The sequence below is a fragment of the Flavicella sp. genome, assembly GCF_029238425.1.
GTDB lineage: Bacteria > Bacteroidota > Bacteroidia > Flavobacteriales > Flavobacteriaceae > Flavicella.
Genome location: NZ_JAQWGB010000190.1, coordinates 1 through 24,982 on the forward strand (window position 1 = coordinate 1; position 24,982 = coordinate 24,982).

General features: G+C 34.4%; 23 protein-coding genes and 1 pseudogene. 11 read left to right on the plus strand and 13 right to left on the minus strand.

Going from position 1 to position 24,982, the window contains the following annotated elements; all coding sequences use genetic code 11:
• The 6 genes and pseudogenes from P8H68_RS12640 to P8H68_RS12665 form a co-directional block, all read right to left on the minus strand.
• Window positions 1-2,267: pseudogene (locus P8H68_RS12640) on the minus strand (hypothetical protein); the annotation flags it as partial.
• A 128-nt stretch (window positions 2,268-2,395) separates the two neighbouring features.
• A complete protein-coding gene (locus tag P8H68_RS12645) occupies window positions 2,396-3,034 on the minus strand; it encodes a tail fiber protein (protein ID WP_300325791.1) in 639 nt (212 codons plus the stop codon).
• 112 nt (window positions 3,035-3,146) lie between these two features.
• Entirely contained in the window at window positions 3,147-3,506 is a 360-nt protein-coding gene (locus P8H68_RS12650) for a T9SS type A sorting domain-containing protein (RefSeq protein WP_300325793.1), read from the minus strand.
• Window positions 3,507-3,610: 104 nt separating this feature from the next.
• Window positions 3,611-3,958, minus strand: a complete 348-nt coding sequence (locus P8H68_RS12655) for a hypothetical protein (RefSeq protein ID WP_300325796.1) — start codon at window positions 3,956-3,958, stop codon at window positions 3,611-3,613.
• Window positions 3,959-4,122: 164 nt separating this feature from the next.
• Window positions 4,123-5,307: a pyridoxal phosphate-dependent aminotransferase gene (locus P8H68_RS12660; protein ID WP_300325799.1), complete on the minus strand. Its 1,185-nt coding sequence runs from the start codon at window positions 5,305-5,307 to the stop codon at window positions 4,123-4,125.
• A gap of 62 nt (window positions 5,308-5,369) precedes the next feature.
• Window positions 5,370-6,461 (minus strand): acyl-CoA desaturase, encoded by a 1,092-nt coding sequence (locus P8H68_RS12665; RefSeq protein ID WP_300325802.1) that lies wholly within the window; start codon window positions 6,459-6,461, stop codon window positions 5,370-5,372.
• 120 nt (window positions 6,462-6,581) lie between these two features.
• Between P8H68_RS12665 and rsmG the strand changes: the two genes are divergently transcribed.
• Window positions 6,582-7,211 (plus strand): 16S rRNA (guanine(527)-N(7))-methyltransferase RsmG, encoded by a 630-nt coding sequence (gene rsmG / locus P8H68_RS12670; protein ID WP_300325805.1) that lies wholly within the window; start codon window positions 6,582-6,584, stop codon window positions 7,209-7,211.
• Between the two features lie 3 nt (window positions 7,212-7,214).
• Here the strand turns inward: rsmG and P8H68_RS12675 are convergent, their stop codons facing one another.
• Together P8H68_RS12675 and P8H68_RS12680 are read right to left on the minus strand one after the other, a co-directional pair.
• Window positions 7,215-7,715 carry a cupin domain-containing protein gene (locus P8H68_RS12675; protein ID WP_300325808.1) on the minus strand — a complete coding sequence of 167 codons (501 nt, stop codon included), beginning with the start codon at window positions 7,713-7,715 and terminating at the stop codon, window positions 7,215-7,217.
• A gap of 12 nt (window positions 7,716-7,727) precedes the next feature.
• The gene (locus tag P8H68_RS12680; protein WP_300325810.1) at window positions 7,728-11,846 is read right to left on the minus strand and encodes a GEVED domain-containing protein; all 4,119 of its coding nucleotides are present in this window, start codon (window positions 11,844-11,846) and stop codon (window positions 7,728-7,730) included.
• Between the two features lie 332 nt (window positions 11,847-12,178).
• On the opposite strand from P8H68_RS12680, the gene P8H68_RS12685 reads away from it, so the two are divergent.
• From P8H68_RS12685 to P8H68_RS12710, 6 genes are all read left to right on the plus strand, one after another.
• Complete coding sequence (locus tag P8H68_RS12685; RefSeq protein WP_300325813.1) at window positions 12,179-12,886, plus strand: hypothetical protein; 708 nt, start codon at window positions 12,179-12,181, stop codon at window positions 12,884-12,886.
• A gap of 87 nt (window positions 12,887-12,973) precedes the next feature.
• Window positions 12,974-15,130, plus strand: a complete 2,157-nt coding sequence (locus P8H68_RS12690; protein ID WP_300325816.1) for a TonB-dependent receptor — start codon at window positions 12,974-12,976, stop codon at window positions 15,128-15,130.
• 100 nt (window positions 15,131-15,230) lie between these two features.
• Window positions 15,231-15,854 (plus strand): hypothetical protein, encoded by a 624-nt coding sequence (locus P8H68_RS12695; protein ID WP_300325820.1) that lies wholly within the window; start codon window positions 15,231-15,233, stop codon window positions 15,852-15,854.
• 2 nt (window positions 15,855-15,856) lie between these two features.
• Window positions 15,857-17,170, plus strand: a complete 1,314-nt coding sequence (locus tag P8H68_RS12700) for a histidine kinase (protein ID WP_300325823.1) — start codon at window positions 15,857-15,859, stop codon at window positions 17,168-17,170.
• Between the two features lie 2 nt (window positions 17,171-17,172).
• Window positions 17,173-17,454, plus strand: a complete 282-nt coding sequence (locus P8H68_RS12705) for a 2TM domain-containing protein (protein WP_300325826.1) — start codon at window positions 17,173-17,175, stop codon at window positions 17,452-17,454.
• Between the two features lie 13 nt (window positions 17,455-17,467).
• Entirely contained in the window at window positions 17,468-18,223 is a 756-nt protein-coding gene (locus tag P8H68_RS12710; protein ID WP_300325829.1) for a LytTR family DNA-binding domain-containing protein, read from the plus strand.
• A 58-nt stretch (window positions 18,224-18,281) separates the two neighbouring features.
• Here P8H68_RS12710 and frr read toward each other — a convergent pair whose 3' ends face one another.
• From frr to P8H68_RS12725, 3 genes are all read right to left on the minus strand, one after another.
• Window positions 18,282-18,836 carry a ribosome recycling factor gene (frr, locus tag P8H68_RS12715; RefSeq protein ID WP_300325832.1) on the minus strand — a complete coding sequence of 185 codons (555 nt, stop codon included), beginning with the start codon at window positions 18,834-18,836 and terminating at the stop codon, window positions 18,282-18,284.
• Between the two features lie 23 nt (window positions 18,837-18,859).
• The gene (pyrH, locus tag P8H68_RS12720) at window positions 18,860-19,573 is read right to left on the minus strand and encodes a UMP kinase (protein WP_300325975.1); all 714 of its coding nucleotides are present in this window, start codon (window positions 19,571-19,573) and stop codon (window positions 18,860-18,862) included.
• 133 nt (window positions 19,574-19,706) lie between these two features.
• Window positions 19,707-20,072, minus strand: a complete 366-nt coding sequence (locus tag P8H68_RS12725) for a DUF3127 domain-containing protein (protein ID WP_300325835.1) — start codon at window positions 20,070-20,072, stop codon at window positions 19,707-19,709.
• Between the two features lie 219 nt (window positions 20,073-20,291).
• Here P8H68_RS12725 and P8H68_RS12730 point away from each other — a divergent pair, with 219 nt between their 5' ends.
• Window positions 20,292-21,425, plus strand: coding sequence for a HAMP domain-containing sensor histidine kinase (locus P8H68_RS12730; RefSeq protein WP_300325838.1), 1,134 nt, complete (start codon window positions 20,292-20,294; stop codon window positions 21,423-21,425).
• On the opposite strand, the gene P8H68_RS12735 is transcribed toward P8H68_RS12730, so the two are convergent.
• Together P8H68_RS12735 and greA are read right to left on the minus strand one after the other, a co-directional pair.
• Window positions 21,422-21,820 (minus strand): HIT family protein, encoded by a 399-nt coding sequence (locus P8H68_RS12735; RefSeq protein WP_300325840.1) that lies wholly within the window; start codon window positions 21,818-21,820, stop codon window positions 21,422-21,424. The two genes, P8H68_RS12730 and P8H68_RS12735, sit on opposite strands and share 4 nt — an antisense overlap.
• A gap of 120 nt (window positions 21,821-21,940) precedes the next feature.
• A complete protein-coding gene (greA, locus tag P8H68_RS12740) occupies window positions 21,941-22,414 on the minus strand; it encodes a transcription elongation factor GreA (RefSeq protein WP_300325844.1) in 474 nt (157 codons plus the stop codon).
• A 115-nt stretch (window positions 22,415-22,529) separates the two neighbouring features.
• Here greA and P8H68_RS12745 point away from each other — a divergent pair, with 115 nt between their 5' ends.
• The 3 genes from P8H68_RS12745 to purE all read left to right on the plus strand — a co-directional run bounded on the left by P8H68_RS12745 (window position 22,530) and on the right by purE (window position 24,799).
• Window positions 22,530-23,021 carry a hypothetical protein gene (locus tag P8H68_RS12745; protein ID WP_300325846.1) on the plus strand — a complete coding sequence of 164 codons (492 nt, stop codon included), beginning with the start codon at window positions 22,530-22,532 and terminating at the stop codon, window positions 23,019-23,021.
• 51 nt (window positions 23,022-23,072) lie between these two features.
• Complete coding sequence (locus P8H68_RS12750) at window positions 23,073-24,218, plus strand: 5-(carboxyamino)imidazole ribonucleotide synthase (protein WP_300325848.1); 1,146 nt, start codon at window positions 23,073-23,075, stop codon at window positions 24,216-24,218.
• 95 nt (window positions 24,219-24,313) lie between these two features.
• Entirely contained in the window at window positions 24,314-24,799 is a 486-nt protein-coding gene (gene purE, locus P8H68_RS12755) for a 5-(carboxyamino)imidazole ribonucleotide mutase (protein WP_300325851.1), read from the plus strand.
• Window positions 24,800-24,982: the final 183 nt, after the last annotated feature.

The following is a 24,982-nucleotide window of genomic DNA, read 5'->3' on the forward strand; positions in this document are numbered from 1 at the left end:
CCATATACTTTAGATTTTGCTTCTGCAGTAACGGTCAAAGGTTTTTTTCCTATCGTTAATGTAATGTCCTTTGAGCTCGAACCATATATTCCATTTGCAGCCTGAGAAGCACGGATAGTAACGGTACCCGCATTTCCTAGAGTTACGGTTTCATTATTCGTACCCGATAGACTTGCTGTTCCGGTTCCACCTGCAACAACTGAGTAACTAATAGTTCCTGCTGAGTTAGAAGTAGCTCCTAAGTTAAAATTGGCATCGTTATAGGTTTTACCGATATCAGAAAATGTGATTGTTGGTGTAACAGAGGGTGCAACTACATTAGAAATTGTCATATCCTTGTTGGACCAATTCTCAACAAAAGTGATTGGTGAATTAGGAACTATTGTGAAAATAATTTCTGCCACTGAATTAACAGGTGAACTATTCCCATTGTCAAAATATGAGAATATTGAAGTAGCATTACCAGATAAATACTTGTCAGAATTTAATGTCATCGTTCTTATGGTCGTACCATTTTTATCTTTAAAAACAACATTGGTTGTTTCATCAAAAGTTTGACCTGCATAACCATAAATATTAAAAACATCTAACGTAAATGACTCCGCATTCACCCCATCTGCTTTTATACTATACGTTTTGGATTCTCCAAGAACACTATGATCGATATACATATCAGTACCATCATTCGCCATTATGTTACTTATCACATAGTTGGTATTACTTGTGTTGGTCTTAAAACCAGTTCCACCAGAATCATTTGCTCCTAATCCAGTAAAAGTACTTGTTCCTAATTGATGTGTTGTAAAACTAATGTTACTTCCGTATGCAGTTCCAGCTGAGTTGGTTGCATAAGCTCTTGCATGAATAGTAGTATTTGAAGGTAGAGAACTAACTGTGTTTGAAAAGTTAGAATCAGAACCTGCCATAGCCACTTTAGTATTTGCTATAGTTGGGTTTGATGTAAGTGCCCACACTATTCCTTTCTCAGATATTGTACCTCCACCATTAGCAGTAATACCACCTCCTAGATTTGCTGAGATAGTAGTAACTACAGTTTGAACTGTTGTGGTTAATGTTGCCAAAACAACTGGTGTTGCTGTGGTAAACGTTTGAACTGCACCATAAGAAGTCCCTGCAGAGTTTGTAGCATACGCTTTAAAAGAATATTGAGTACTTGGACTCAAACTAGCAATTGATTCAGAAAACACTCCTGTCCCCGTACCATTGGTGTCTTTTGTAACGCCAGTACCATTAATTAACGGATTGCTATTTGTACTCGTAATGGAATAAACGATTCCTCTTTCAGTAATTGATGCTCCACCATTTGCTGTTGCGTTTCCTGCTAGCGTAGCAGAGGCAGTTGTAATGCTACTAGCTGCTGTTGTGGAAATTGTTGCTAGATTAGCTAAAGTAGTAATATCTATTATGCTAGGGCTTACCTGTAGGTTTGGTGAGCCTTCATCATCTTGAGCAGTGGTGTACACATCATAAGATGTACCTGGCGATAAACTTAAGACGTTAAAATTATTATTGAATGCTCCTGAATTAACAACAGCGTTTCCACTTGTTACGGCAGATGTTCCCCCGCTACCAGTTCCATTTTTAACCTCTGAAGAAGTTGGTGCACTAGCTCCATCAGCAACAATTACGTAGTATATTGTACCTGCTTCATCTATATCAGTAGATAATGTAAAACCAGTGGTTGTTACTGAAGACCCATTTGGTGTACCGTTTTCAAAAATTGGAGCTGTCGTATCTGATACAATCGCTGTACCAAATACGAATGTATCGAAAATGCTAGAAAAACCAAGATTTGAGGTGATTACGATTTTATCTACATCATTAAAATCTGAGGTTAAATTATTAGTACCATCTACAAACCCAGATGTTATTGTTCCTGTACTGTATCCATTTTTAAAACCTTCAATTTTGTTTATGAAGGCAGTACCATAACCATTATGATAAAAAGATTGGAAATCAAGTTCACTTCCATCAATCGTTTCAATTGTAAAGGTTTCATTAGGATAGTAATAACCTGCGTTAAGTCCACTTGAATTACCTTCTCCTTCAGAATCATGTTCGTAGTGGTTTCCTGAGCTAGAAATGATGTTTATATTCCCATTAGTATAGGTGTCTGAACCATAATCTTCATCCGTTTCAAATCCATCAGAATCAAAATTAATAGTTTGTCCAAAGGAATAAAAAGAGGTGAAAAGAATTATAAAAAATAAATAAAAAAAGGTGTTAGTAGAATAAAGTTTCTTCATAGCAATCGGTTTGATAGGTGTTTTAGGATAACTTTAAAAAAAATTCCAATGTAGAAAGGATTGTTTAAAGAACAAAACAAGCTGGAAACATAGATGTACCCAGCTTGCTCTATAGTTGTTATGTTTGATTAACTGCGTGATGGAAATACTCCCACCAAAGCTATAATGTAATTAATTGCAAGGTAAGGTTGCATGTTGTTGTGAGCTTGTGAGCCTCCGGTATTGCCAACTGTTATGATAGGATTGGGAATTGAAGATAAGTCTACAGTTCCAGTAACCGTAACTGCATTTTCATTCATTTGAATATCAGCTGTACTTCCAAAAGCATTTACTTGATTTGGACCAACATTGTCAATTTTAGCAATAAATTTTCCGTTTGGATCATTTGTTGCGCCTGTGCTATCAGCATGTAATATTGCCTTGGCATCGATATTAGCTGTTCCTTGTGAGGAACTAGTAGCTGCTGCAGCATGGCTGTGAGAAGGCATTTCTAATTGGTCTAAAACGTGTACTTCTTGTCCACCTCGCATACCTTCCCCGTAATTTGATAAACCAGGTCCTCTTCTTGATCCAATTGGGGTTCTACCTCTTAGGTCTGGTAAAGCAAAAGTTGTTCTTCCGTCACCTCCATAAGTGGTTCCCAATAGGGAGAATAGTGCTTGGTTTGATGAAATTGGTAATAATTGTCCGTCACAAAAAGCCCAGCCTCTTGGGGCAAAGTTTCCTGCAAACATTGAGATTTCTCCTAATAGCGGATCTGCTGCCATAATATTTTTTTAATTGTTTTAGACAAAAATATCACAGACGGTTTGAAAAAAAATGAAGGATTCCTTTAACGTAGAAAAATAAGTTTTAAACGAGGTTTAATTGGTGTAAGTGTTACTTTTTGATAAACCTACTGGTTATCGTGGTATTAGAAGTGCTTATTTTTAAGTAGTAGATTCCCGTGGGTAGGTTGTGAACATCAATTTTAGAATCTTTTACAGCACATGTTTTTATCAATTTCCCCGAGATGTTGTGGATTTCAAGAGATGAAATCAGTAGTGAGCTAGATGTGTGTAGCCTTAATTCTTTTTGAACAGGGTTCGGAGAAATTGTTATCTCGGGTGTGTTGGTGGTGTTGATAAATACTTTTGAAGGTTTGTTGCTGTTTTTTTGTAGTCTATCCGTGCTACTTGGTTTCATGGATACTAAACCAAAAATCAATGCAATCAATACTAGGGGGTAGAATTGTTTCATAAATGTCGTTTTCTTTTGCTTATACGCTATTGAATACTGACAAATATACAATCACCCTATGGGGTAATCAATCCCTAAAGAAATGGAATAATTGTACTCACTGTTTATAGGGAGTGTTGGTGGTTATGGATTATGCTTTCATCTAATTTAGAAAGATTGTATAAAGATTTATTCCACTCCTTTGATTGATTGGAAAGTTTATAAATACTGTAATAAATAAACATACCGTACAAACATATGATTGAGACAAAACTAAAAGATAAGGTTTTGATAAAATCTAACTGATTGTCAAAAAACACATCTAATTTGTGACCACTAAAATTAAATAATACCACATATAACATGGTTATACATAATAATATGAATGGAACGGATTTTTTCTTCTTTGCAATTATCCTTTTGTTCTTGGTAATTGCATTTTCAAATTCAATAACATTTTTAAACTTTTCCATGACTGTTAATTTGATATAAATGAACACAATCATTAAGGGCAGTATATAAAAATATAAAAAAAGATTAAGACAATAGTAATGTGGAGTGAATCCCTAAACAAATGTTTATAACAAAAAAACTCACTACTAGCAGTAGTGAGTTTTAAATTTATATTAAAAAAAGATTAAGCCAGTGCTTTCTTGATTCTATCGATAGCTTCTCTCAATTGTTCTTCAGAAGCCGCATAAGACATACGAATACAATCTGGAGCTCCAAAAGCTTCACCTGTAACCGTAGCAATATTTGCCTGTTCTAATAAGAACATTGAAAAGTCAGATGCATTCTCGATTTTGTTTCCTTTGATTGTTTTTCCGAAGAAGTATGAAATATCTGGAAATACATAGAAAGCACCTTCAGGGATGTTTAATTTGAATCCTTTGATTTTTCCTAATAAATCTAAGACAATGTCTCTTCTTTTATGAAATTCATCTACCATGTAGCCAATTTTCGTTACAGGGGCATCTAATGCGGTGATCGTAGCGCGTTGAGCAATACAATTTGCCCCAGAAGTAACTTGACCTTGTAATTTGTTACATGCTTTAGCAATCCATTCAGGAGCACCAATGTATCCAATTCTCCAACCAGTCATTGCAAATGCTTTTGCAACACCGTTTACTGTAATAGTTCTGTCATACATACTTTCTATAGCAGCAAAACTAAAGTTTCCAGCACCATAGTTGATATGCTCGTAGATTTCATCAGATACTACATAGATATTAGGGTGTTTTTCTAAAACTTTAGCCAATGCTCTATATTCCTCTTCAGAATAAATAGTCCCACTAGGGTTGTTCGGTGAGTTAAAGAAAATTAATTTTGATTTTGGCGTAATCGCTGCTTCTAGTTGTTCTGGTGTGATTTTGAAATCTGTATCAATAGATGATGGGATTTCTACAAAACTTGCTTCAGATAATACAGAAATAGCAGAATAACTAACCCAGTATGGAGCAGGTAATAATACTTCGTCACCTGGATTTAATAATACTTGAGCAACATTTGCAATAGATTGTTTTGCTCCTGTAGAAACTACGATTTGATTTGGGTTGTAAGATAAGTTATTGTCTCTTTTGAATTTTTTACAAATTGACTCACGTAAATCTAAGTATCCGTTAACAGGGCTGTATGAGTTATAATTGTCATTTACAGCTTGGATAGCAGCGTCTTTAATAAACTCAGGCGTGTTGAAGTCAGGTTCTCCTAAACTTAAACTGATAATGTCTTTTCCTTGTTCTTTCAATTCTCTTGCCTTAGCAGCCATTGCTAAAGTTGCAGAAGTTGGTAAGCTGTTAATTCTGTTTGATAATTGTTTCATTTTTGATAAATGTTGATTATTTGATTTTAGAAGTCTAGTACGACTTTTATTTTTTTATATAATTAGTGATATGCAGGATTTACGCCCAATGTTTTTAATTGATGAAAATGTTCTTTCAAAGCCTTTGTCATGGTTTTGTATTCATGATAAGGTAAATTAAATTCCTTGGCAGTTTCCTTCACAATTGTGGCCAGTTTTCCGTAATGTATATGAGATATATTCGGGAAAATATGGTGTTCTACTTGGTGATTTAAACCACCTGTACAGAAGGATACAAATTTGTTGTCTGGAGCAAAATTAGAGGTTGTGTACAATTGATGTATAGCCCATGTGTGCTCTAAGTTTCCGTCTTTATCAGGTAAAGGCATATCTGTGTTTGGTACCACGTGTGCCAATTGAAAAACCAAACTTAAAATCAATCCAGCAGTATAATGCATCGCAATAAATCCAATCAATACTTTCCACCATGCAATGTCTAAAACAAGTATAGGTAAAGCAACCCAAAAAGCATAGTATAATACTTTTGATATGACTAGTGTGATCCATTGACTTGTTGGATTTGGAAAATCACCATAAGAGAGCCCTCTTTTTAAATAACGACTCGTTTGTTTAAAATCTGTTGTGATGGCCCAGTTAATTGTTAAAAGACCATAGACAAAAATAGAATAGTATCTTTGCAAATGGTGAATTTTTAACCATTTAGAGTGTTTTGAAAAACGGATGATTCTTCCCGCATCTATATCTTCATCATGTCCTTTGATATTTGTAAAAGTATGGTGCAATACATTATGTTGTACCTTCCAGTTGTAAACATTCCCCGCAAGTACATACATGCTGCTACCCATTAGGGTATTCACCCATTTTTTACTTGAAAAAGATCCATGGTTGCTATCATGCATAACATTCATACCAACTCCCGCCATACCAACACCGCTAATTATCATAAGCAATAACATGGCCCATTGCGGTAGCGATACTGTAAGGATTAAAATAAATGGGACGAATAATAAAACAAACATGAGAATCGCTTTGGAGTACAATTTCCAATTTCCAGTTTTTGTAATTCCATTCTCCTTAAAATAGCCGTTTACGCGCTTGTTTAAAGTTCTGAAAAACTTTGCTTTGTCTATTCTAGAGAAGTTTATTTTTTTCATATATATACAGATCAGTCTGCAAAAATAAACTTTTTTTAGCTCAAAAGAATTCATTATTTCATAATAATAACCCATTAAATAGTTAAAAGATGTTACTTTTGAGCCATAATTAATGGAATTATGAAAATAATAAAAAAGTATTTCCCAAATCTTACTGAATTACAAGTCAGTCAATTTGAGAAATTAGAGGAGTTATATAAGGATTGGAATGCAAAAATAAATGTCATATCACGTAAAGATATTGACGAATTATACATGCGACATGTGTTGCATTCTTTAGGAATAGCCAAAGTCCAGGAATTTAAATCCGGTTCTAAAGTTTTGGATGTTGGAACTGGAGGTGGATTTCCGGGAATTCCTTTAGCCATTTTGTTTCCAGAAACAGAGTTTCAATTGGTGGATTCCATTGGAAAAAAAATAAAAGTAGTGCAAGGTGTGGCAGAAGCGTTGGAATTGAAAAATTTAAAAGCGGATCACATGCGTGCTGAAAAGGTAAAGGGAGAATTCGATTTTATAGTAAGTAGGGCGGTGACTACAATGCCAGATTTTGTGAAATGGGTACGAAAGAAAGTTGCCAAAAAGTCGAATCACGATTTACGAAATGGAATTTTATATTTAAAAGGTGGCGATTTAACAGAAGAATTATCTGTATTTCAAACAACAACTCTTTATGATCTTTCGGATTTCTTTGATGAAGATTTTTTCGAAACGAAAAAAGTGGTGCATTTACCCTTAAAATATAAACCTTAAGGCTTAACGTGTAAGTTCCTCGATTATAATTTTATGATCGGGGAATTTTTTTTGAAGTTGTTTTGAATTTGCCAATTCAAAATCTTTAAAATCAAAACCTGGTGACACGGTACATCCCACAAGACTATAAGAATCAGGTTGATTGACCGTGGCTCCAAACCAATAATTTTTTGGAACTGTATGTTGGAAAACTTCACCTTCTAAAATAGTTGATCCTAAGACTGTTTTGGTATAAATCCCATCAGGAGAAATTTGGTGAATTGTTAAACTTGATCCTTCATGGAAGTACCAATTTTCATCTTGGTTTATTCTATGAAAAGCAGAGAATTCATTTGTTTTAAGAAGAAAATAAATGGAGGTGCAATAATTTCTACTGCCTTCAAAATTCTCAGGCAGATGCTTTTCTAGTATAACACCTTCGCTTCTATAAGTTTCTTTGTAAAAACCTCCTTCGGGATGTGCCTGCAGATTCAATTCTTTTATCAATAAGTCTTCTCTTTTCATGAGCTAAAGATATCAATAATTTGAAGCCATAATTTTTTTAGAGATTGTTTTTCCATCTATTTTTAGTTGAATAATATAAACTCCAGTTTTTAAATAGGGTGTTTTTAAAGTGTCATTTTCAATTTCTGAAAAATCACTCCAAGTGTGGATTTCATTTCCTAATACATCAAATAATGCAGCTTCAGTGATCTGTTGCTTGTAGTTTTTGACAACAATGCCGTTGGTGTTTATATTAAAATAGACAAGCAGGTTTTCCATAGGATCTGGGTCAATAATATCTAAAACTCCTTCAGGTGAAAAACTTAAAACAAATCGATCCTCATATAAACCTTCTTCAGCATATAAACTTATTTTCCCATTGTTAAGTGGATATAAAACACCCGTATAATTATCTTTTATGTAAACGATTCGGTCAATTGCTTGCCATTCATCAATAGTAAAAGAAATATCACCAGAATAGCCCATTTTAACAACCAAAGGTATTTGTAAATCGTCTGAAATTTCTTGTACGCCAGCAATGATGTATTTATTATCATCATTTGGGAATTGCCAATACATATCGGTCTCACCTATGTCAAACATAGAAGAGTCGTACCCATTGTCAAAGGCAAAAGAATTATGTTGGTTAAAGGATATTCCTATCTGACGGTGCATGCTTATATTTTCTCCGTTGTTGTAGTCCAATCCTAGTTTTATAATAGGTAAATTTGAGTTGTAATAGCTTGGAGTAGGGGTCACAGAAGCTTCCTTTTGTTGTTTCCCAACTTTGAAAAAGATAGATTGAGATCCAAGTTTGATAAACTCTCTTTGACTATTGTTAAAATTAATAGTCCCCCCATCCACATCACTAGAAACAAAGAATCCCTGTCCTACTGCAATATATTCTTTGGGTTCGGTATAGGTTCCGTTTCCGATAGATGGTGTATTTGGATTCTCATCATCATTAGAAGTAACTTTATTTGCAGCAAGTCCCATAGAAGCATTTCTTGTACCATAACCTCCTATATATCCGCCATAATTATGCCCTGCCGTTTCCGAGCTGTCTTCATCCTCAATACCCGCATGCTCCCAAAAATAGAGGGTACCGTCAATTGCATCTATGTTATCTTCAATAAATTTTTTAGCACTGATGGCAGAGCTATACGGATTTCCTACTAAGTAAGATTGATAGCCTCCGACAGTGGTAGTAAGGTTTCCGTCCTTTGGAGTTCCCACAAAAGTGTAATTTTGTGCTACGCCAGGTCCTTTTAAAGTAAAACCATCGACTTGCCCAATAGCTCCGTCAGAACTTTTTCTAGACCAACTAGATCTTCCTCCATCTCCATTGGTGTAGGTGTATATCCAATATTCAGCAATTGAAATTGGACTTCCTGTATTACCATCATAACCTGCTATAAAATTAATGTCTAGCGGCGTTGAATTAGCACTTGTAGCTTCCGTACCGTCTTTAAGAACGGAGGCAACCGTATAACTTGAAGAGCCGGTTGAATTTACCGGTGAGCTTAAATAGTTAAATCTGTAAATACTGGCTGTATTTGATTTTTGATCAATGAACAGGTTTCCAGTTCCGGAAATGTTCTCGGAGTCCGTATGTGTCTGGATCAGTTGAGAAGTACCAGCAAGCCTAAGTTCACTGCCAGAATTTAGAGTGATGTTATCACTGATTAAAAGAAGATTGTCCGTGATGGTCAAGTTTTGAGAAGAAGCTAGCTCTAAAGACTTACCCGGCAAAAGCGATGTTGTTGCGTAATTCTCATTGATTAGCAGACTTCTTGATCTATCTGGATTTCCGTTAGACCAAGCATTACTGATTCTACTCGTAGCATCGAAATAATGTGTTCCTAATAATATATTGGTTCCACTAGCTGCATTGTTTACTTCTGAAATTAAAGGAGCATGTGGATGTCTTTCAGGTCCGCCACTACCAAGGTCTCTATAAGGATCTAAAGAGTTGTCAACAAAGGCAACCCATTCATTAGAGTTGTAGCTAGAGTTATAGGTGTTTACTGCATCGGTTCTTACAAAACAGGTATTATTTGTAATGTTTTCCACAACATCAAATCGATTGTCCCATGCGGTAGCATCATCATTAGTTGAAATAATTAATATATCATCTCCACCATCAAAATTGGTAATATTGTCATCCGTTTGAGGAGATGTTTGATAATTATTTAAAACAGCAGAAGCGTTCTTTATCAGTACAGAACTTTTTGAAGAAATACTAACAGGAATGGTGTATGTTGCAGAGGGAGTAACTCCGGATTGATCTCCTGTGGCATTTTGAAATAAGGCTAAAATCAGCGTATTTGCATCAATTGTTTCCTCACTAGAATTACTAATTTCAATCCATCTATCTGTTGAACTATTATGATAAACCTGCGTAATGATAGCCGCTTCAAAAGAACTAGTATCTCTTGGGTTTATAAAAATATCATAATCCTCAATTTCTCCAGCTTGATAGTCAAAATTACAAGAAGAAGATGGTACGCTACTTTGTTTTATTCCAATACGCATTCTTGATTTCCCTTCAACGGCATTTAGTGGAACTAAAATATCATTAGGAAGGTCAATACTTGATACGCCTGTTGGTACAACCACGCTATAAACTTCCTCATTTTCATCAAAGAAATCCCCATCACTGTTGTAATCAATCCACACGACTATCCCGACAGAGGTGTTTCCTCTTTCAAAATTTATAGTACCACTCAGTGCATTTTCTGGAGTTATGTTCGTTGAAACATCTTTGTAATACGTATAGTTTGATGCAGAGTTATTTGAGGTGTTGTCGATGTCTCCAAAAGTTACTTGACTAATATAGTATGAATTATTGCCTCCTAAATTCACATCAGAATCACAATAGGCTATATCAATGGTTGTAAAGTTTTCTGTATTGGTGTACAAAGCACAGTCGGCATCAATAGCTATTTGAACATCATAATCTGTTCCGAAATTTAATCCAGTCAATGTGGTGCTATTTGTTTCACTCGTCAATTCAATCCATGTACTGTTTGATGTTTGTTTGTATCTTACTTTATAAGAAGATCCTGTAGCGCCCCAAGTAATGTTGGCCGTATTTTCTGTGATCGATGAAATTGAAACATTGGTTGGTGTTACTGGTGTTTCAATAGTGATAGTCTCTGTACTAGTTACCACGGTACTTCCGTTATCGAAACTCCAATCTATGGTGTAAGTTCCAGCGGTGTCAAAATAAGTTGTGTCTGAAGTGGTTCCTGTAATTTGTTGTCCACATTGGTAATCCATTATAGGAGCTGCAGCACTATATTCGCAATAAACCGTGGTTGGCTCAATAATGGGAGCTTCAAAAACACCAGAGTAATTACTTACCGTAACAGTAGCTGTACAGGTATCCGTCAACCCTTTTGCATCAGTAACGGTTAATATAACTTCGTTGATTCCGATATCATCACAAGTAAATGTTGATTTGTCAAGACTTAAAGTAAATTCGCCACTATCATCTGTAGAGCCATTGTCAATTTGTTCAGTTGTGATGGTGATGTTTCCGGATACATCAAGACTTACATCAAGATTTCCAATACAATTTGCAACTGGAGCTTCGTTTATACCAACAATTTCAATGACATAATCTTCAACTTCACCTGCAGCATAACTATAAGCGCAATCATCAATCGATGATTTGTCACTTACGGCAACTCTCATTCTACTGGTACCCACTGTTGCATCTGCTGGAACATCAAAAGTAAAGTATTGAGCCTCTTTTCCATCTTCAGCAGAAGTAAAATCAACGCTATATACGTTTTCATTGGTGCCTCCAAAATCATTGTCGCCATCAAAATCAATCCATACTCTAATGCTTACCTTGGAACGCCAAGATTCTCTTGTAATACGAAGAGAAGCATCATTAGAACTTCCTATTATGAGTTCCGTAGAAGTGCTATTATAAAAAGTATAATTGTCAGTATTGTTCGCTGTAGTATTATTTATATCTCCAAGCTTTACAAAATCTATGTAAAAAGAACCATAATTGTTAATATTGGAGGGATTACAATAAGGGGAAGCATCCGTAATGTAAGTCTGTCCTTTCGTTTGGAAAGAAAACGCCAACAGGAGTAGCGCAATCGGGATGTATTTTTTTATATATTTTACTAACATTGTCTCTTATTTAAACCTTTTCAAACGATTTTAAGGTTCGTTTATAAAACAGTTAAAACTGCTTTTACCCCACTTTTATTTTCATTGAAAGTGATTTTTAATAGGTTTAGATTTCATAAAACTGTAACTATAAAAGCTTTAGTTTTTAAGATTGATTGTTGGTTGGAGGCAAAATTAGTGTAAAATAGGGAGTTTGCCAACGTTTATAGGGGTGTAAATTGTTGAATTTTAGCAATGTTAACCTATGTAAATAATTAAAATCGATGGTAAGGCAAGGTGAATATTTGAAAAAAAGGTTGAAATTTGAACGCAATAAATTTAGTTTCTAAAAAATGAACAATTTTCCATCGTCAAATAATATTCAAAAAGAGATTTTATTATCCAAGATACATGATAAAAAAAACGAATTGGATCGTTTAGAAAAAATGCTTGCTCCTTTTGAAAATGATTTGATAAGAGCTTTGGAGTCTGAAATTGTAGAGGTACAAGAACTAACAGCGCTATATAAAAAACTACAAAAAGCTAAAAAGCAAAAGCGACTTTTACAAAAGCAAAAAGGTAAAAATTATGTTGCGCAAGAGGCTGTGGTTCCGATGAATTCTTATGAAGAAGAGGAATCTGATTATGAGAAAAAACACAGGAAAGCTCTATATAGAGAGGCAATGGTTTGTGTGCATCCCGATAAATTTTCGTTAGAAAGTGATCAAAAAGATTTGGCCACGGATGCGGTAAGTCAGCTTATTGAATTGTATGAGAATGGTAGTTTGGAAGAGTTACAGGCTTTTCATGCTTATGTAATGAGTGGCAATTTACTTGCTTTAGAATCGGGTGTTGAAAAAAGTTCAGAGATAGACCCCAATGAATATTTAGAAATTCAGTATCAAAAAATTACGTTGGAGTTACGAGCTTTTAAAAAGAAGCAAACGTATATTGTGATGACTACCTATGATAATCCAATGGATTTTTTAGAAGAGTTAAAAGCATATTACGCGGATAAGATTTATAAGTTGAATAAGCGAACCCGGAAAGCAAGAAAATAAACAGTTCGTCTTTATTATTTTACAGTTCAGTCTGTATAACTTTCCTAAAAGCTGCTTTCATAAGACTTTTGAAAAAAATATAGTCTTATGAAACTTTCTATTTTAGTACCGATGTTGCTGCTCATTTCAATAGCAACCTATTCTCAAACAAATATTGGCGGATTTGTTCTGAATCAAAAGAAGCAACCCATTGTTGGAGCAAATGTTTATTTAAAAGGAACCTATGCCGGTACGATGACCGATGCTGAGGGACATTTTGAATTTGCAACTCAAAAAAAGGGAGAACAAACTCTTGTGGTTTCTTATGTTTCTTTTGAAACTAAGGAAATAATCGAGGATGTTGTGAAAATGAATTCTTTGGCAGTAAAACTAAAGGAAGATGTGAGCTCTTTAGATGCAGTAGTCATTGCGGCAGGTACCTTTTCATCAGGAGATAATAGCAAGGTTGCTACTTTAAAACCTTTGGATGTAGTGACTACAGCGAGTGCTTTGGGAGATCCAATTGCAGCTTTTCAAACGATGCCGGGAACTTCTACGGTTGCTGAGGATGGTCGCCTGTTTGTAAGGGGAGGTGAGGCAGATGAGACTCGGATTTTTATTGATGGGATTCGAGTTTTTACACCTTATTTGACAACAGCGAATAATACGCCAACGAGAGGACGTTATTCTCCTTTTTTATTCGAAGGCATGACTTTTTCTACAGGGGGTTATTCAGCAGAATACGGTCAGGCACTTTCAGGTGTTTTGTTGTTAAATACCATAAATGAACCTCAGCAAGAAAAAACAGATATCGGAATAATGAGTGTCGGTGCAACTGTAGGGAATACCCAAATATGGAATAAGAACTCTTTAAGTGTCAATGTCTCTTATTTGAATTTGGCGCCTTATAATTCAATTTTTTACGATAGAAATGAATGGATCAAACCCTATGAAGCGCTATCTGGAGAAACGGTATACAGACATGTTTTTAAAAATGGCTTGTTAAAATTATATACGGCTTTTGATTCCTCTCGCTTAGAGGTGATCCAAGAGGATATTAATTTTAGTGATGGACTTAGGTACGGCATTACCAATGATAATTTTTATTTTAATGGTTCGTACAAAGGTGTTTTGTCTGAGAATTGGTCAGTTCAAACAGGGATGAGCTATACCGTTGCAAATACAAAAGTAAAGTATCAGCTAAGCGATATAGATGACCTTGAAAACTCATTGCACACCAAGATGAAATTCAAACGGTTTTTCTCAAATAGATTTCAATTGAGTTTTGGTGCTGAATATTTTCTAACAGATTTTAAGGAAGATTTTTCTGATGAAATATTTCCTTCTTATAACGTGGGGTTTCAAAAAAATATTGGAGCTGCCTATGGCGAGTTTGATTTATTTTTATCAAAAAACGTAGCTTTTAAAATGGGCTTGCGTGGAGAATATGCTAGCTTAGAAAAAAGAGCTGCTCTGTCTCCAAGAGCCTCATTGGCCTATAAAGTTTCAAAGTTTGGTCAAGTTTCATTTGCCTATGGAGATTTTGAACAAGCGGCATCCAATGCCTATTTGAAATTTAATAATGAGCTCGCATCAGGAAAAACACAACATTATATTTTTAACTATCAGTTTAATAAAAATGGAAGGATTTTAAGAACCGAGCTGTATGCAAAAAGCTATGATGATTTGATAAAATACGATACAGAACTTCCTTTTTATGGCAGTAATTTTTCTACGGAAGGTTATGGTTTTGCCAACGGAATTGATGTTTTTTGGAGAGATAATACATCAATTAAAAATACGGATTATTGGATAAGTTATAGTTATTTGGATAGCAAGCGTGATTTTAAGAATTATGAAAGTGAAGCGCAACCAAATTTTGTAAACACACATAATTTTTCGGTGGTGGTAAAACATTGGATTGAAGATTGGAAAAGTCAGTTTGGACTCAGTTATACTTATGCTTCCGGAAGGACGTATACCGATCCGAATAAGACTGGTTTTTTAAACCAGAAAACAACACCTTATGGTAGTTTAAGTTTGAATTGGGCCTATCTATTGACGCAGCAGAAAATTTTATATCTGTCCGTCAATAATGCTTTGGGAAGACAAAATATCAACGGTTACCAGTATGCAAATACTCCAAATGGTTCTGGCGTTTTTGAAAGCAGGGCTTTGTTACCAGCTGCAGATAGTTTCTTTTTTGTTGGTTTTTTCTGGACGATAAGTGAAAAAGGATCCGACAATCAATTGGATAATTTATAGAGAATTACAATTCATCATTAAAAATATACAATTCGGTTTCTAAGTTTTTTAAAAAACTGAATTTGACAACATCTTTGTAGCAACTTAAAAACAATTTATTATGAAAAAAATGATTACAATTTTAATTTTTGCTGTTAGCTTATCGATGAGCGGTCAGGCAAATTATCAAGAAGGAATGCAACAGGCTTTTGGCTTATGGGGACAACAGAAAAATACGGAGGCAGTAAATTTATTTGAACGTATTGCCAACGCAGAAAATAGCAATTGGATTCCTTATTATTATGCCGCGCAGGTAGAAATTATTTCAGGCTTTGCGGAGAAGGATATTGCAGTATTAGATGCTAATTTGAAAAAAGGACAAAATTATTTAGATAAAGCGATGGCTCTTTCAGAAGATAATCCTGAGTTATTAGTGATGCAGGCCTTGTTGTATACAGTATGGGTAGCTTATGATGGAGCTACTTACGGGAGGAAATATTCTAAAAAAATCAATAAATTATACAAAAAAGCAGAAAAAATAGCACCTACAAATCCAAGAGCAGTGTATTGTCATGCGGAATGGAATATTGGGTCTGCAAAGTTTTTTGGTGATGATATTCAACCATTTGTAGAGGACTTGGAAAAATCTTTAGATCTTTTTGCTACATTTGAATTGCCTTCTCCTTTTTATCCTAATTGGGGTGAAGATCGTGCAAAAATTTTGCTTGAAAACTGTAAATCATAGAAATGAATAGATTTTTGAAAAACGTATTGCTTGCCTTTGTAATGGGGGTGGTTGCTTTTCTATTGGGAAGTTACTTTTATGGAGATTTCCAATTTGATTCTGCTGCTGAATTGTTACGAAATTTTGGAATACACCAATTGTATTCTTTTGCATTGAGTTTTTCAAATGTTGGTTTTTTCTATTATTTAAACAGTATCAAATGGAAGGATAAACAGTGGCCGTTGAGAGTTGCTATAGGGATTTTAGGAGCGGTAGGAGTCACCTTGATTACCTTGTTTTTGTTGCGACTTTTTACAGGGATGTATCTAAAAGAGATTTCTTTTTCTGAGTTTCTGAGTAGAGAAAGATGGGGGTATTATTCTTTTGGCTTATGGATATCACTAACCATAGTGGTTGTTTTTCATGTGGTTTATTGGTACAAAAGAAATCAAGAAAGAAAAGTAACAGAGTCTCAGATTGTTGCTAAGACTGAAACTGCAAAATACGAATCCTTAAAAAATCAATTAGATCCGCATTTTTTGTTCAATAGTTTGAATGTTCTTACTTCCTTAATAGAGGAAAATCCAAGTCAGGCTGAAAGATTTACCACAGGGTTGTCAAAAGTATATCGATATGTATTGGAGCAAAAGGATAAAAATTTAATTCCTTTAGAAGAGGAATTGAAATTTGCAAAGTCGTATATGCAGTTATTAAAAATGAGGTTTGAAGATGGCGTAGAGTACACTATTCCTAATGAGGTAAGCAATCCAGAGTATAAAATTGTTCCCTTGTCTTTGCAGTTATTACTTGAGAATGCGGTAAAGCACAATATGATTACTTCAGACAAACCTCTTCAAATCAAGATTTATGAGAAAGATGGTTATTTGGTAGTAGAGAATAACAATAGACCAAAGGCGTCTTTAGAGAAAAGTACCAAAGTGGGACTTAAGAATATCAAGCAACGTTATGGCTTGATTACAAAAAAAATAGTGGAGATAATTTCAGATACAGAAAAATTTCAAGTGAAATTGCCTCTTTTAACCAAAGAAATTAAAGTGATGCAAACAGATTATATCAATCAAAGTGAAAAATATTTACGTGCCAAGAAAAGGGTAGATGAGTTGAAAAATTTCTATTATGGATTGGTCTCCTATTGTGTGGTAATTCCGTTTTTGATTTTTATCAATTATCAAACCTATTGGGGGTATAAATGGTTCTGGTATCCAATGTTGGGGTGGGGATTGGGAATGGCCATTCAAGGAGCTCGTTTGATCGGTTTTAACAAAGGATGGGAGCAAAGAAAAGTAAAAGAATTTATGGACTCAGAAAATTACTAATTATGGATATGAACGGAAATCTAACAGAAGAAGAGAAATATACCAGAGCAATGCTAAAGGTAAAAGAGATTAAAGAATTTTACGGTCATGCTATAGCGTTTTGTGTAGTGATCCCCTTATTGATTTATTTAAATGTATTGAATAGTCCTGGTTTTTATTGGTTTTGGTTTCCTATCGGAGGCTGGGGTTTTGGTCTGCTGATGCATGCGATACGTGTTTTTAAAAAAACATCAAGATGGGAAGAAAGAAAAATTCAGGAATACATGAACGACGAAAATTTTTAAGGGTAGGATTGCTATGAAAATAATTATTATTGAAGATGAAAAACCTTCTGCAAGGCGCTTGACTCGCATGTTATCTGGTTTGGAAAAAAGTGTTTTGGCTACTTTGCATTCTGTGGAAGAGTCTATAGAATGGTTTCAGCAAAATGAACATCCAGATTTAATTTTGTTGGATATACAATTGTCGGATGGGTTGAGTTTTGAGATTTTTGAACAGGTTAGCGTTAAGAGTGCGATTATTTTCACCACAGCTTATGACGAGTATGCCTTAAAAGCGTTTAAATTAAATAGCATCGATTATTTATTGAAGCCGATAGATCATGAAGAGTTAGAAAATGCAATTGAAAAATTTGAAGCGAATCAGCTTAAAAAACAATCCTTGCAAGTAGATTTGAATGAGATAAGAAAATTATTGGTGAATCCATTAGAAAGAAAATTCAAAGAGCGATTTACCATTAAGTTAGGCCAGCATATAAAAATGATTCCTGTGGATGATATTGAATGTTTTTATAGCGAAAATAAAGGGACTTATATAGCAACAAATAGCAATCGGATTTTTTTAATGGACGGAACCTTAGAGGAGATTGATGCTGATGTAGATCCTGAAAAATTCTTTAGAGTATCCAGGAAATTTTATGTAAATATCAATGCAATCAAGGATATTGTATCTTATACAAACAGTAGACTGCAATTAATTTTGCATTCTTTTTCAGAATCTGAAATTATAGTAAGCAGGGAGAAGGTAAAAGATTTTAAAAAGTGGATCAGTTAAACTTCAAGCATAAAAAAAGTCGCTTTAACGCGACTTTTTTTATGTTGTAAAATGAAAATTATACTTTCATTATTTCACCATCTTTAACAGCATAAACTTCATCAATTTTTTTGATGTAAGAATCCGTTAAAGTTTGAACATCTGTTTCAGAGTTTTTCTTTGCGTCATCTGAAATATCTGTTTTTTTAATTTCGTTATTAGCATCCTTACGTGCATTTCTAATACTTACTTTAGCGTGCTCAGCAGCTGCTTTTGCAATTTTAGATAACTCACGTCTTCTTTCCTCTGTTAAAGCAGGAACATTGATAATTATGCTCTCTCCATTGTTCATTGGGTTGAAGCCTAAGTTGGCAACCAAAATTCCTTTTTCAATTTCAGGAATTAATTGTTTTTCCCATGGTTGAACTGTAATCGTTCTACCATCTGGAGTATTAACATTGGCAACTTGACTCAATTTTGTTTGAGACCCGTAGTAGTCTACCATCACACTTCCTAGCATCCCAGGAGTTGCTTTTCCGGCTCTAATGTTACTAAATTCTTTAAGCAAATGATCCATAGCACTGTCCATTTGTTCTTTAGCACTATCAATGATAAATTCTATTTCTTCGTTCATAATGAGTATTTATATTGTTCAGCTTATTCTTTATCTGAAACTACAGTTCCTATTTTATTTCCTGAAAGTAACTTTTGTAAGTTCCCTTCTGTATCCATATCAAATACAATAATAGGTAAATTATTTTCTTGACTCAATGTGAAGGCTGTTAAGTCCATAATTTTTAACCCTTTGTCAAGCACACTCTGGTAAGTAATAGTATCGTATTTTGTTGCGTTTGGATCTTTTTCTGGATCCGCAGAATAAATACCATCTACGCGAGTACCTTTTAAAATGACATCTGCAGAAACTTCTATAGCTCTTAATACTGCAGCAGTATCTGTTGTGAAATATGGGTTTCCAGTTCCAGCGCCAAAAATAACAACACGTCCTTTTTCTAAATGGCGTACTGCTTTTCTTTTGATAAATGGTTCTGCAACTTGTTCCATTTTTATTGCTGTTTGTAAACGAGTGCTTACTCCAGCAGATTCTATAGCGCTCTGTAAAGCAAGTCCGTTGATACAAGTAGCAAGCATTCCCATATAGTCCCCTTGAACACGGTCCATTCCATTACTTGCACCTGCAACTCCTCTAAAAATATTACCACCTCCAATAACAATAGCAACTTCAATTCCTCTGTCAACTATGGCTTTGATTTCTTGAGCGTATTCAGATAATCTTTTTGGGTCAATACCATATTGGTTTTCTCCCATTAATGATTCTCCACTCAGTTTTAATAATATTCTTTTGTATTGCATGATGTGCTTAATTTTTGGCAAATATAAGTTTTTTGGATTTCTTGGCTAAAAGATTTTTTGAATTCTTCTATAGCTTAGGCCAAAAAAAGAGGCTATCTGAAAAGATAGCCTCTAAATACTTTATGAGATGAATTTAGAATGGTAAATCATCTGGTTCGTTGCTGCTTGCAGCAGGTGCACTTGTTGTTTCAAAAGAGTTCCCTCCAGCAGGAGCTCCAGCCGCTTGGGCAGCTTCAATTCTCCACCCTTGGATAGAGTTGAAATACTTTGTTTCTCCTTGTGGATTCACCCACTCTCTTCCTCTTAAGTTGATTGATACAGTAACATCTTGTCCTTCCTTATAGTTGTTAAGTAAATCACATTTATCTTGAACGAATTCAATCAAAATAGATTGTGGATATTGTTCTTCCGTAGTAACAACTAATTCACGTTTTCTGAATCCATTACTTCCGAATGTTTGCTCTGCATTGATCAATTTAACCTTTCCTGTTACTTGCATTTCTTTATTAATTAAATTAGTTTTTTTTCGATGAGACCCTTTTTAAAGGGAGCAATACAAATTTATAATTTTTTATCGTTTTAATAATGTTTTTTCACGATTGTATTGTTAGAACTTATCAACAGTATTGTGTCAATTTTGAATCCAAAACCAAATTATGGCACAATATTGTTTTTTTTTTGCGTTCTTGTTGTACACTTCTCAAATTGAGATTTTTCTATGATAAAAAAATATTACAAATATATTATCGTCATTGTGTCTTTTGGTATTGTTAGCGCAATCCTTTGGAATACGTATGATTTTTCTAAAAAATTTAAAACCAACGAGCGTTCTAAAATGGAAATTTTAGCAAAGGCTTATGACCGTTTTGGTTCAGATGATTTGGATCAAGATTTTTCTCTGGAGGCAAAAATTATAGAGAGTAATCATAATATTCCTATGATTGTTACCAATGAATTAGATTCTATTATTATGAATAGGAATTTAGATTCCATCAAAATTTTAGACAAGCAATATTTGTACGATCAATTGAGGGTAATGAAAAAAGAAAATACTCCCATAGTCATCAATTATTTGGAAAATAAAAAATACCATATTTATTATAGAGATTCTGATTTGTTAACGAGACTGCAGTATTATCCTTTGCTGCTTGTGTTGATATTATTGTTGTTTTCAGGTATTATCTATTTGGTTTTTAAGTCAAATAAAATAGCAGAACAGAATAAATTGTGGACAGGTATGGCCAAAGAAACGGCGCATCAAATAGGAACACCTTTGTCTTCATTAATGGGTTGGGTAGAGCTCATGAGATTGGATAATTCAGTTCCTCTGATTGTTCCAGAAATTGAAAAAGATGTCCTTAGATTGAGTGTTATTGCAGATCGTTTTTCAAAGATTGGATCTATTCCAGAAAAAGAACCTTTGGATGTGCTACCTATATTAGAGAAAACACTAGCTTATTTTAAGTCAAGAAGTTCTAAGAATATATCTTTTGCTTTTGAAACTCAAGAGTCGGAAGTAATTGTAAATATCAACGAACAATTGTTTACTTGGGTTTTAGAAAACCTAATTAAGAATGCGATAGATGCAATGGCTGGTAAGGGAGCTTTGGCTATTTGTTTAAAAAGGGAGTCAAATAAAATGGTAATCACAGCACAAGATACGGGAAAGGGAATCGCAAAAAATCAATTCAAAAAAATATTTACACCGGGATTCACTACCAAAAAAAGAGGTTGGGGACTAGGGTTGTCTTTGTCTAAACGAATTGTAGAAGATTACCACGCTGGAAGGATATTTGTAAAAAAATCGGAAACAAACGTGGGAACTACTTTTGAAGTTCAAATACCTCTTTAATTTTCTACCGCTTCAGCAATTTTGTTAGCTAGAGTAATAAATTCTTCGGAAGTCATTTTTTCTTTAGGTGCTGCAAAGTTGGCATCATTCATAGAGTTTAATGGAATCAAATGTACATGAGCATGTGGTACTTCAAGTCCGATTACCGATAGGCCAACTCTATTGCAAGGAACTACTTTTTCTATGGCTTGGGCAATTTTACGAGCATAACTAAACAAATCAGCATACGTTTCTTCATCCAAATCGAATAATTTGTCTATAGGCTTTTTTGGAATTACCAAAGTGTGTCCTTTAGCATTTGGATTGATGTCAAGAAATGCATAAAAAGAATCGTTTTCAGCAATTTTATAAGATGGAATTTCTTGATTGATGATTTTGGTAAAAATAGTCTCCATGTTTGTTTTTTTTCAAAAGTAAAAAACCCTTTTCAAATAAATGAAAGGGTTTTGTGTAAGTTTTATAAAAAATGTACCCTGAGCTTGTCGAAGGGTACGTTTTTGAATTATTTTAGTAAACTATCTAGAAATTTCTAAAATTTCAAATTTCATAATTCCGTTAGGAACTTTTACTTCTGCAATTTCACCAACTTTCAATCCTAATAAACCTTTTCCAATAGGAGAGTTTACAGAAAGTTTTCCATTTTTAATATCTGTCTCAGAGTCTGCTACTAAAGTATAAGTAAACTCCATTTTATTAGCAGTATTTCTTAATTTTACTACGGAGTGAATCAATATTTTTGATAAATCTAATTGAGATTCGTCTAGAATTCTAGCGTTAGCAACTACATTTTTTAATTTAGCAATTTTAAATTCTAAATGAGATTGCTCTTCTTTTGCAGCATGGTATTCAGCATTTTCACTCAAATCACCTTTGTCTCTAGCGTCAGAAATTTCTTGCGTTACTCTGGGTCTTTCAACCGATTCTAAATGCTCTAATTCGTCTTTTAATTTTTTCAATCCTTCTGGAGAGTAGTAAGATATATCACTCATAACTTTTTCTTTTTATAAAAACAAAATCTCATTGCGACTAATAGCCAATGAGATCGTGACAAATATACAAATTATTTGTAAATTGCAGCCTAATTTTCCTAAACCCCAAGGTGACATGAAAAAATATATTTACATTCTTTTTTTGCTAATAGCATCCGTTGGATGTACGGATGAACCTTATCAGGATCAGAATCTTATACCGAATATTGCTTTTAGTACTACGATAAATTTAAATTTACCGGAATCTCAAGAACTGTTAGTTCCAAGTGGATTTGTGGTGTATCCCAATATTGGGCATAGAGGAGTTATAGTGTATAATACTGGAATTGGAGAGCAAAGTGTTGATCAATATTTGGCTTTTGATTTGGCTTGTCCACATGTGGAAGTTTCGTCTTGCGGAACACCCATGGATATTAGTAATTTTCCTGAAATGAAAAACGCATGTACCTCAGATGGTATTTATTATAGATTTGATCTTGGGTATTCTGTGACTTATGAAAAGGATAGTGAAAACAAATCTATTCCTGTTGAGGGAGTCGTTTATGATTTACAACAATATAGGGTAGATGACCTAGGAAATAATCAATTGAGAATTACTAACTTTTAAAAGGTGAATAATTCAAAATAGATACTTATTTTTGCGCCAAATTTTACACACATGAAAACATACTTTTCTTCGGATTTTAAATTAGGCGTTTTAGGAGGCGGACAACTAGGTAAAATGTTGTTGGCAGAAACTCAAAAATTTGATGTGCATACTTCTATTTTAGATCCTTCAAAAGAGGCTCCTTGTGCAGCACATTGCAATGAGTTCCATGTAGGTAATTTATTAGATTATGATACGGTTTATAATTTCGGAAAAACGGTTGATGTTTTAACTATTGAGATAGAGCATGTGAATATTGAAGCTTTGTATCAATTGGAAAAAGAAGGAGTAAAAGTATATCCGCAACCCAATGTAATTGAAGTAATTCAGCACAAGGGAAAGCAAAAGGATTTTTATGTAGAGAAAGGGATTCCTACTTCACCTCATCAAAGATTTGCGACTTTAGAGGCATTGAAACAAGCTAGTTTTGAATTTCCATTTGTTTGGAAATCTGCTCAGTTTGGCTACGATGGAACGGGCGTGAAAATAGTAAGAAGTCAGGAGGATATCAATGGCTTGGCAGATACAGAATGCATTACAGAAGAATTGATTCCTTTTAAAAATGAATTGGCAGTCATTGTTGCTAGAAATGCAAGTGGTGAGATCAAAACATATCCAGTAGTGGAAATGGAATTTCATCCAGAAGCCAATCAGGTAGAATATGTAATTTGTCCTGCACGTATTTCTGATGCTGTAGCAGCTAAAGCAAATGAAGTTGCTTTGAAGGTAGCAGAATCTTTTGAACATGTTGGTTTGTTAGCGGTAGAGATGTTTCAAACAGAAGCCGATGAAATCATTGTAAATGAGGTAGCGCCAAGAACACATAATAGCGGACATTATAGCATTGAAGCTTCTTTAACAAATCAATTCGAACAGCATTTACGTACGGTATTAAACTTACCTTTGGGTCATACAAATAGTAAAATGGCAGGGATTATGGTAAATCTTGTCGGTGAAGAAGGTTTCTCTGGAAATGTTTTTTATGAAAATATGGAAGAGGTGCTAAAATTAGAAGGAGTTACACCGCATATTTATGGTAAAAAAGAAACACGTCCTTTTAGAAAAATGGGACATGTAACTATCGTAAACGAAGATATTACGGTTGCAAGAGAAGTTGCAGAGCAAGTAAAAAATACGATCAGAGTAATTAGTAAGTAACCGTTCGACAAGCTCAGGGTACGAGCTCAGAATATACCCTTCGACAGGATCAGGGTAGTAAGATAAAATTAGATTAGAATTAAAAAAAACAAAAGATGAAAGTAGCGATTATTATGGGAAGTGATTCTGATCTTCCAGTGATGCAGGATGCGATAGATGTTTTAAATGAATTTGGAATAGCCAATGAAGTTGATATCGTATCTGCACATAGAACACCTGAAAAATTAGTTGATTTTTCTAACAATGCACATAAAAGAGGTGTTTCTGTAATTATCGCAGGAGCTGGAGGGGCAGCTCATTTACCAGGTATGGTGGCTTCTATGAGTCCATTACCAGTAATTGGAGTACCTGTAAAGTCTAGAAACTCAATCGACGGATGGGATTCAGTATTGTCTATTTTACAAATGCCAGGTGGTGTACCGGTAGCAACTGTTGCTTTAGATGGTGCAAAAAATGCTGGTATTCTGGCCGCACAAATTATTGGGGCTACTAATCCAGAGGTATTGAATACGATTATTGCGTATAAAGAAAGCCTAAAAGAAAAGGTGATTGCTGCATCAGAACGTGTGAGAAAAGCATAACTATCAAAAAGAGTATAAAAAAGCGACTTTCTAAAAGGCGCTTTTTTTTTGGTTAAATTAAGCTTTAGAAAGTGAGACTTCAACAGGCTCAGCTTCCGGAATACGATACCAAAGACTCTTGGTTCCTTGCTCTTGATTCTTCTTTCCTTAATACGAGACTTCGATAAGTGCAGCCTCCGGTTT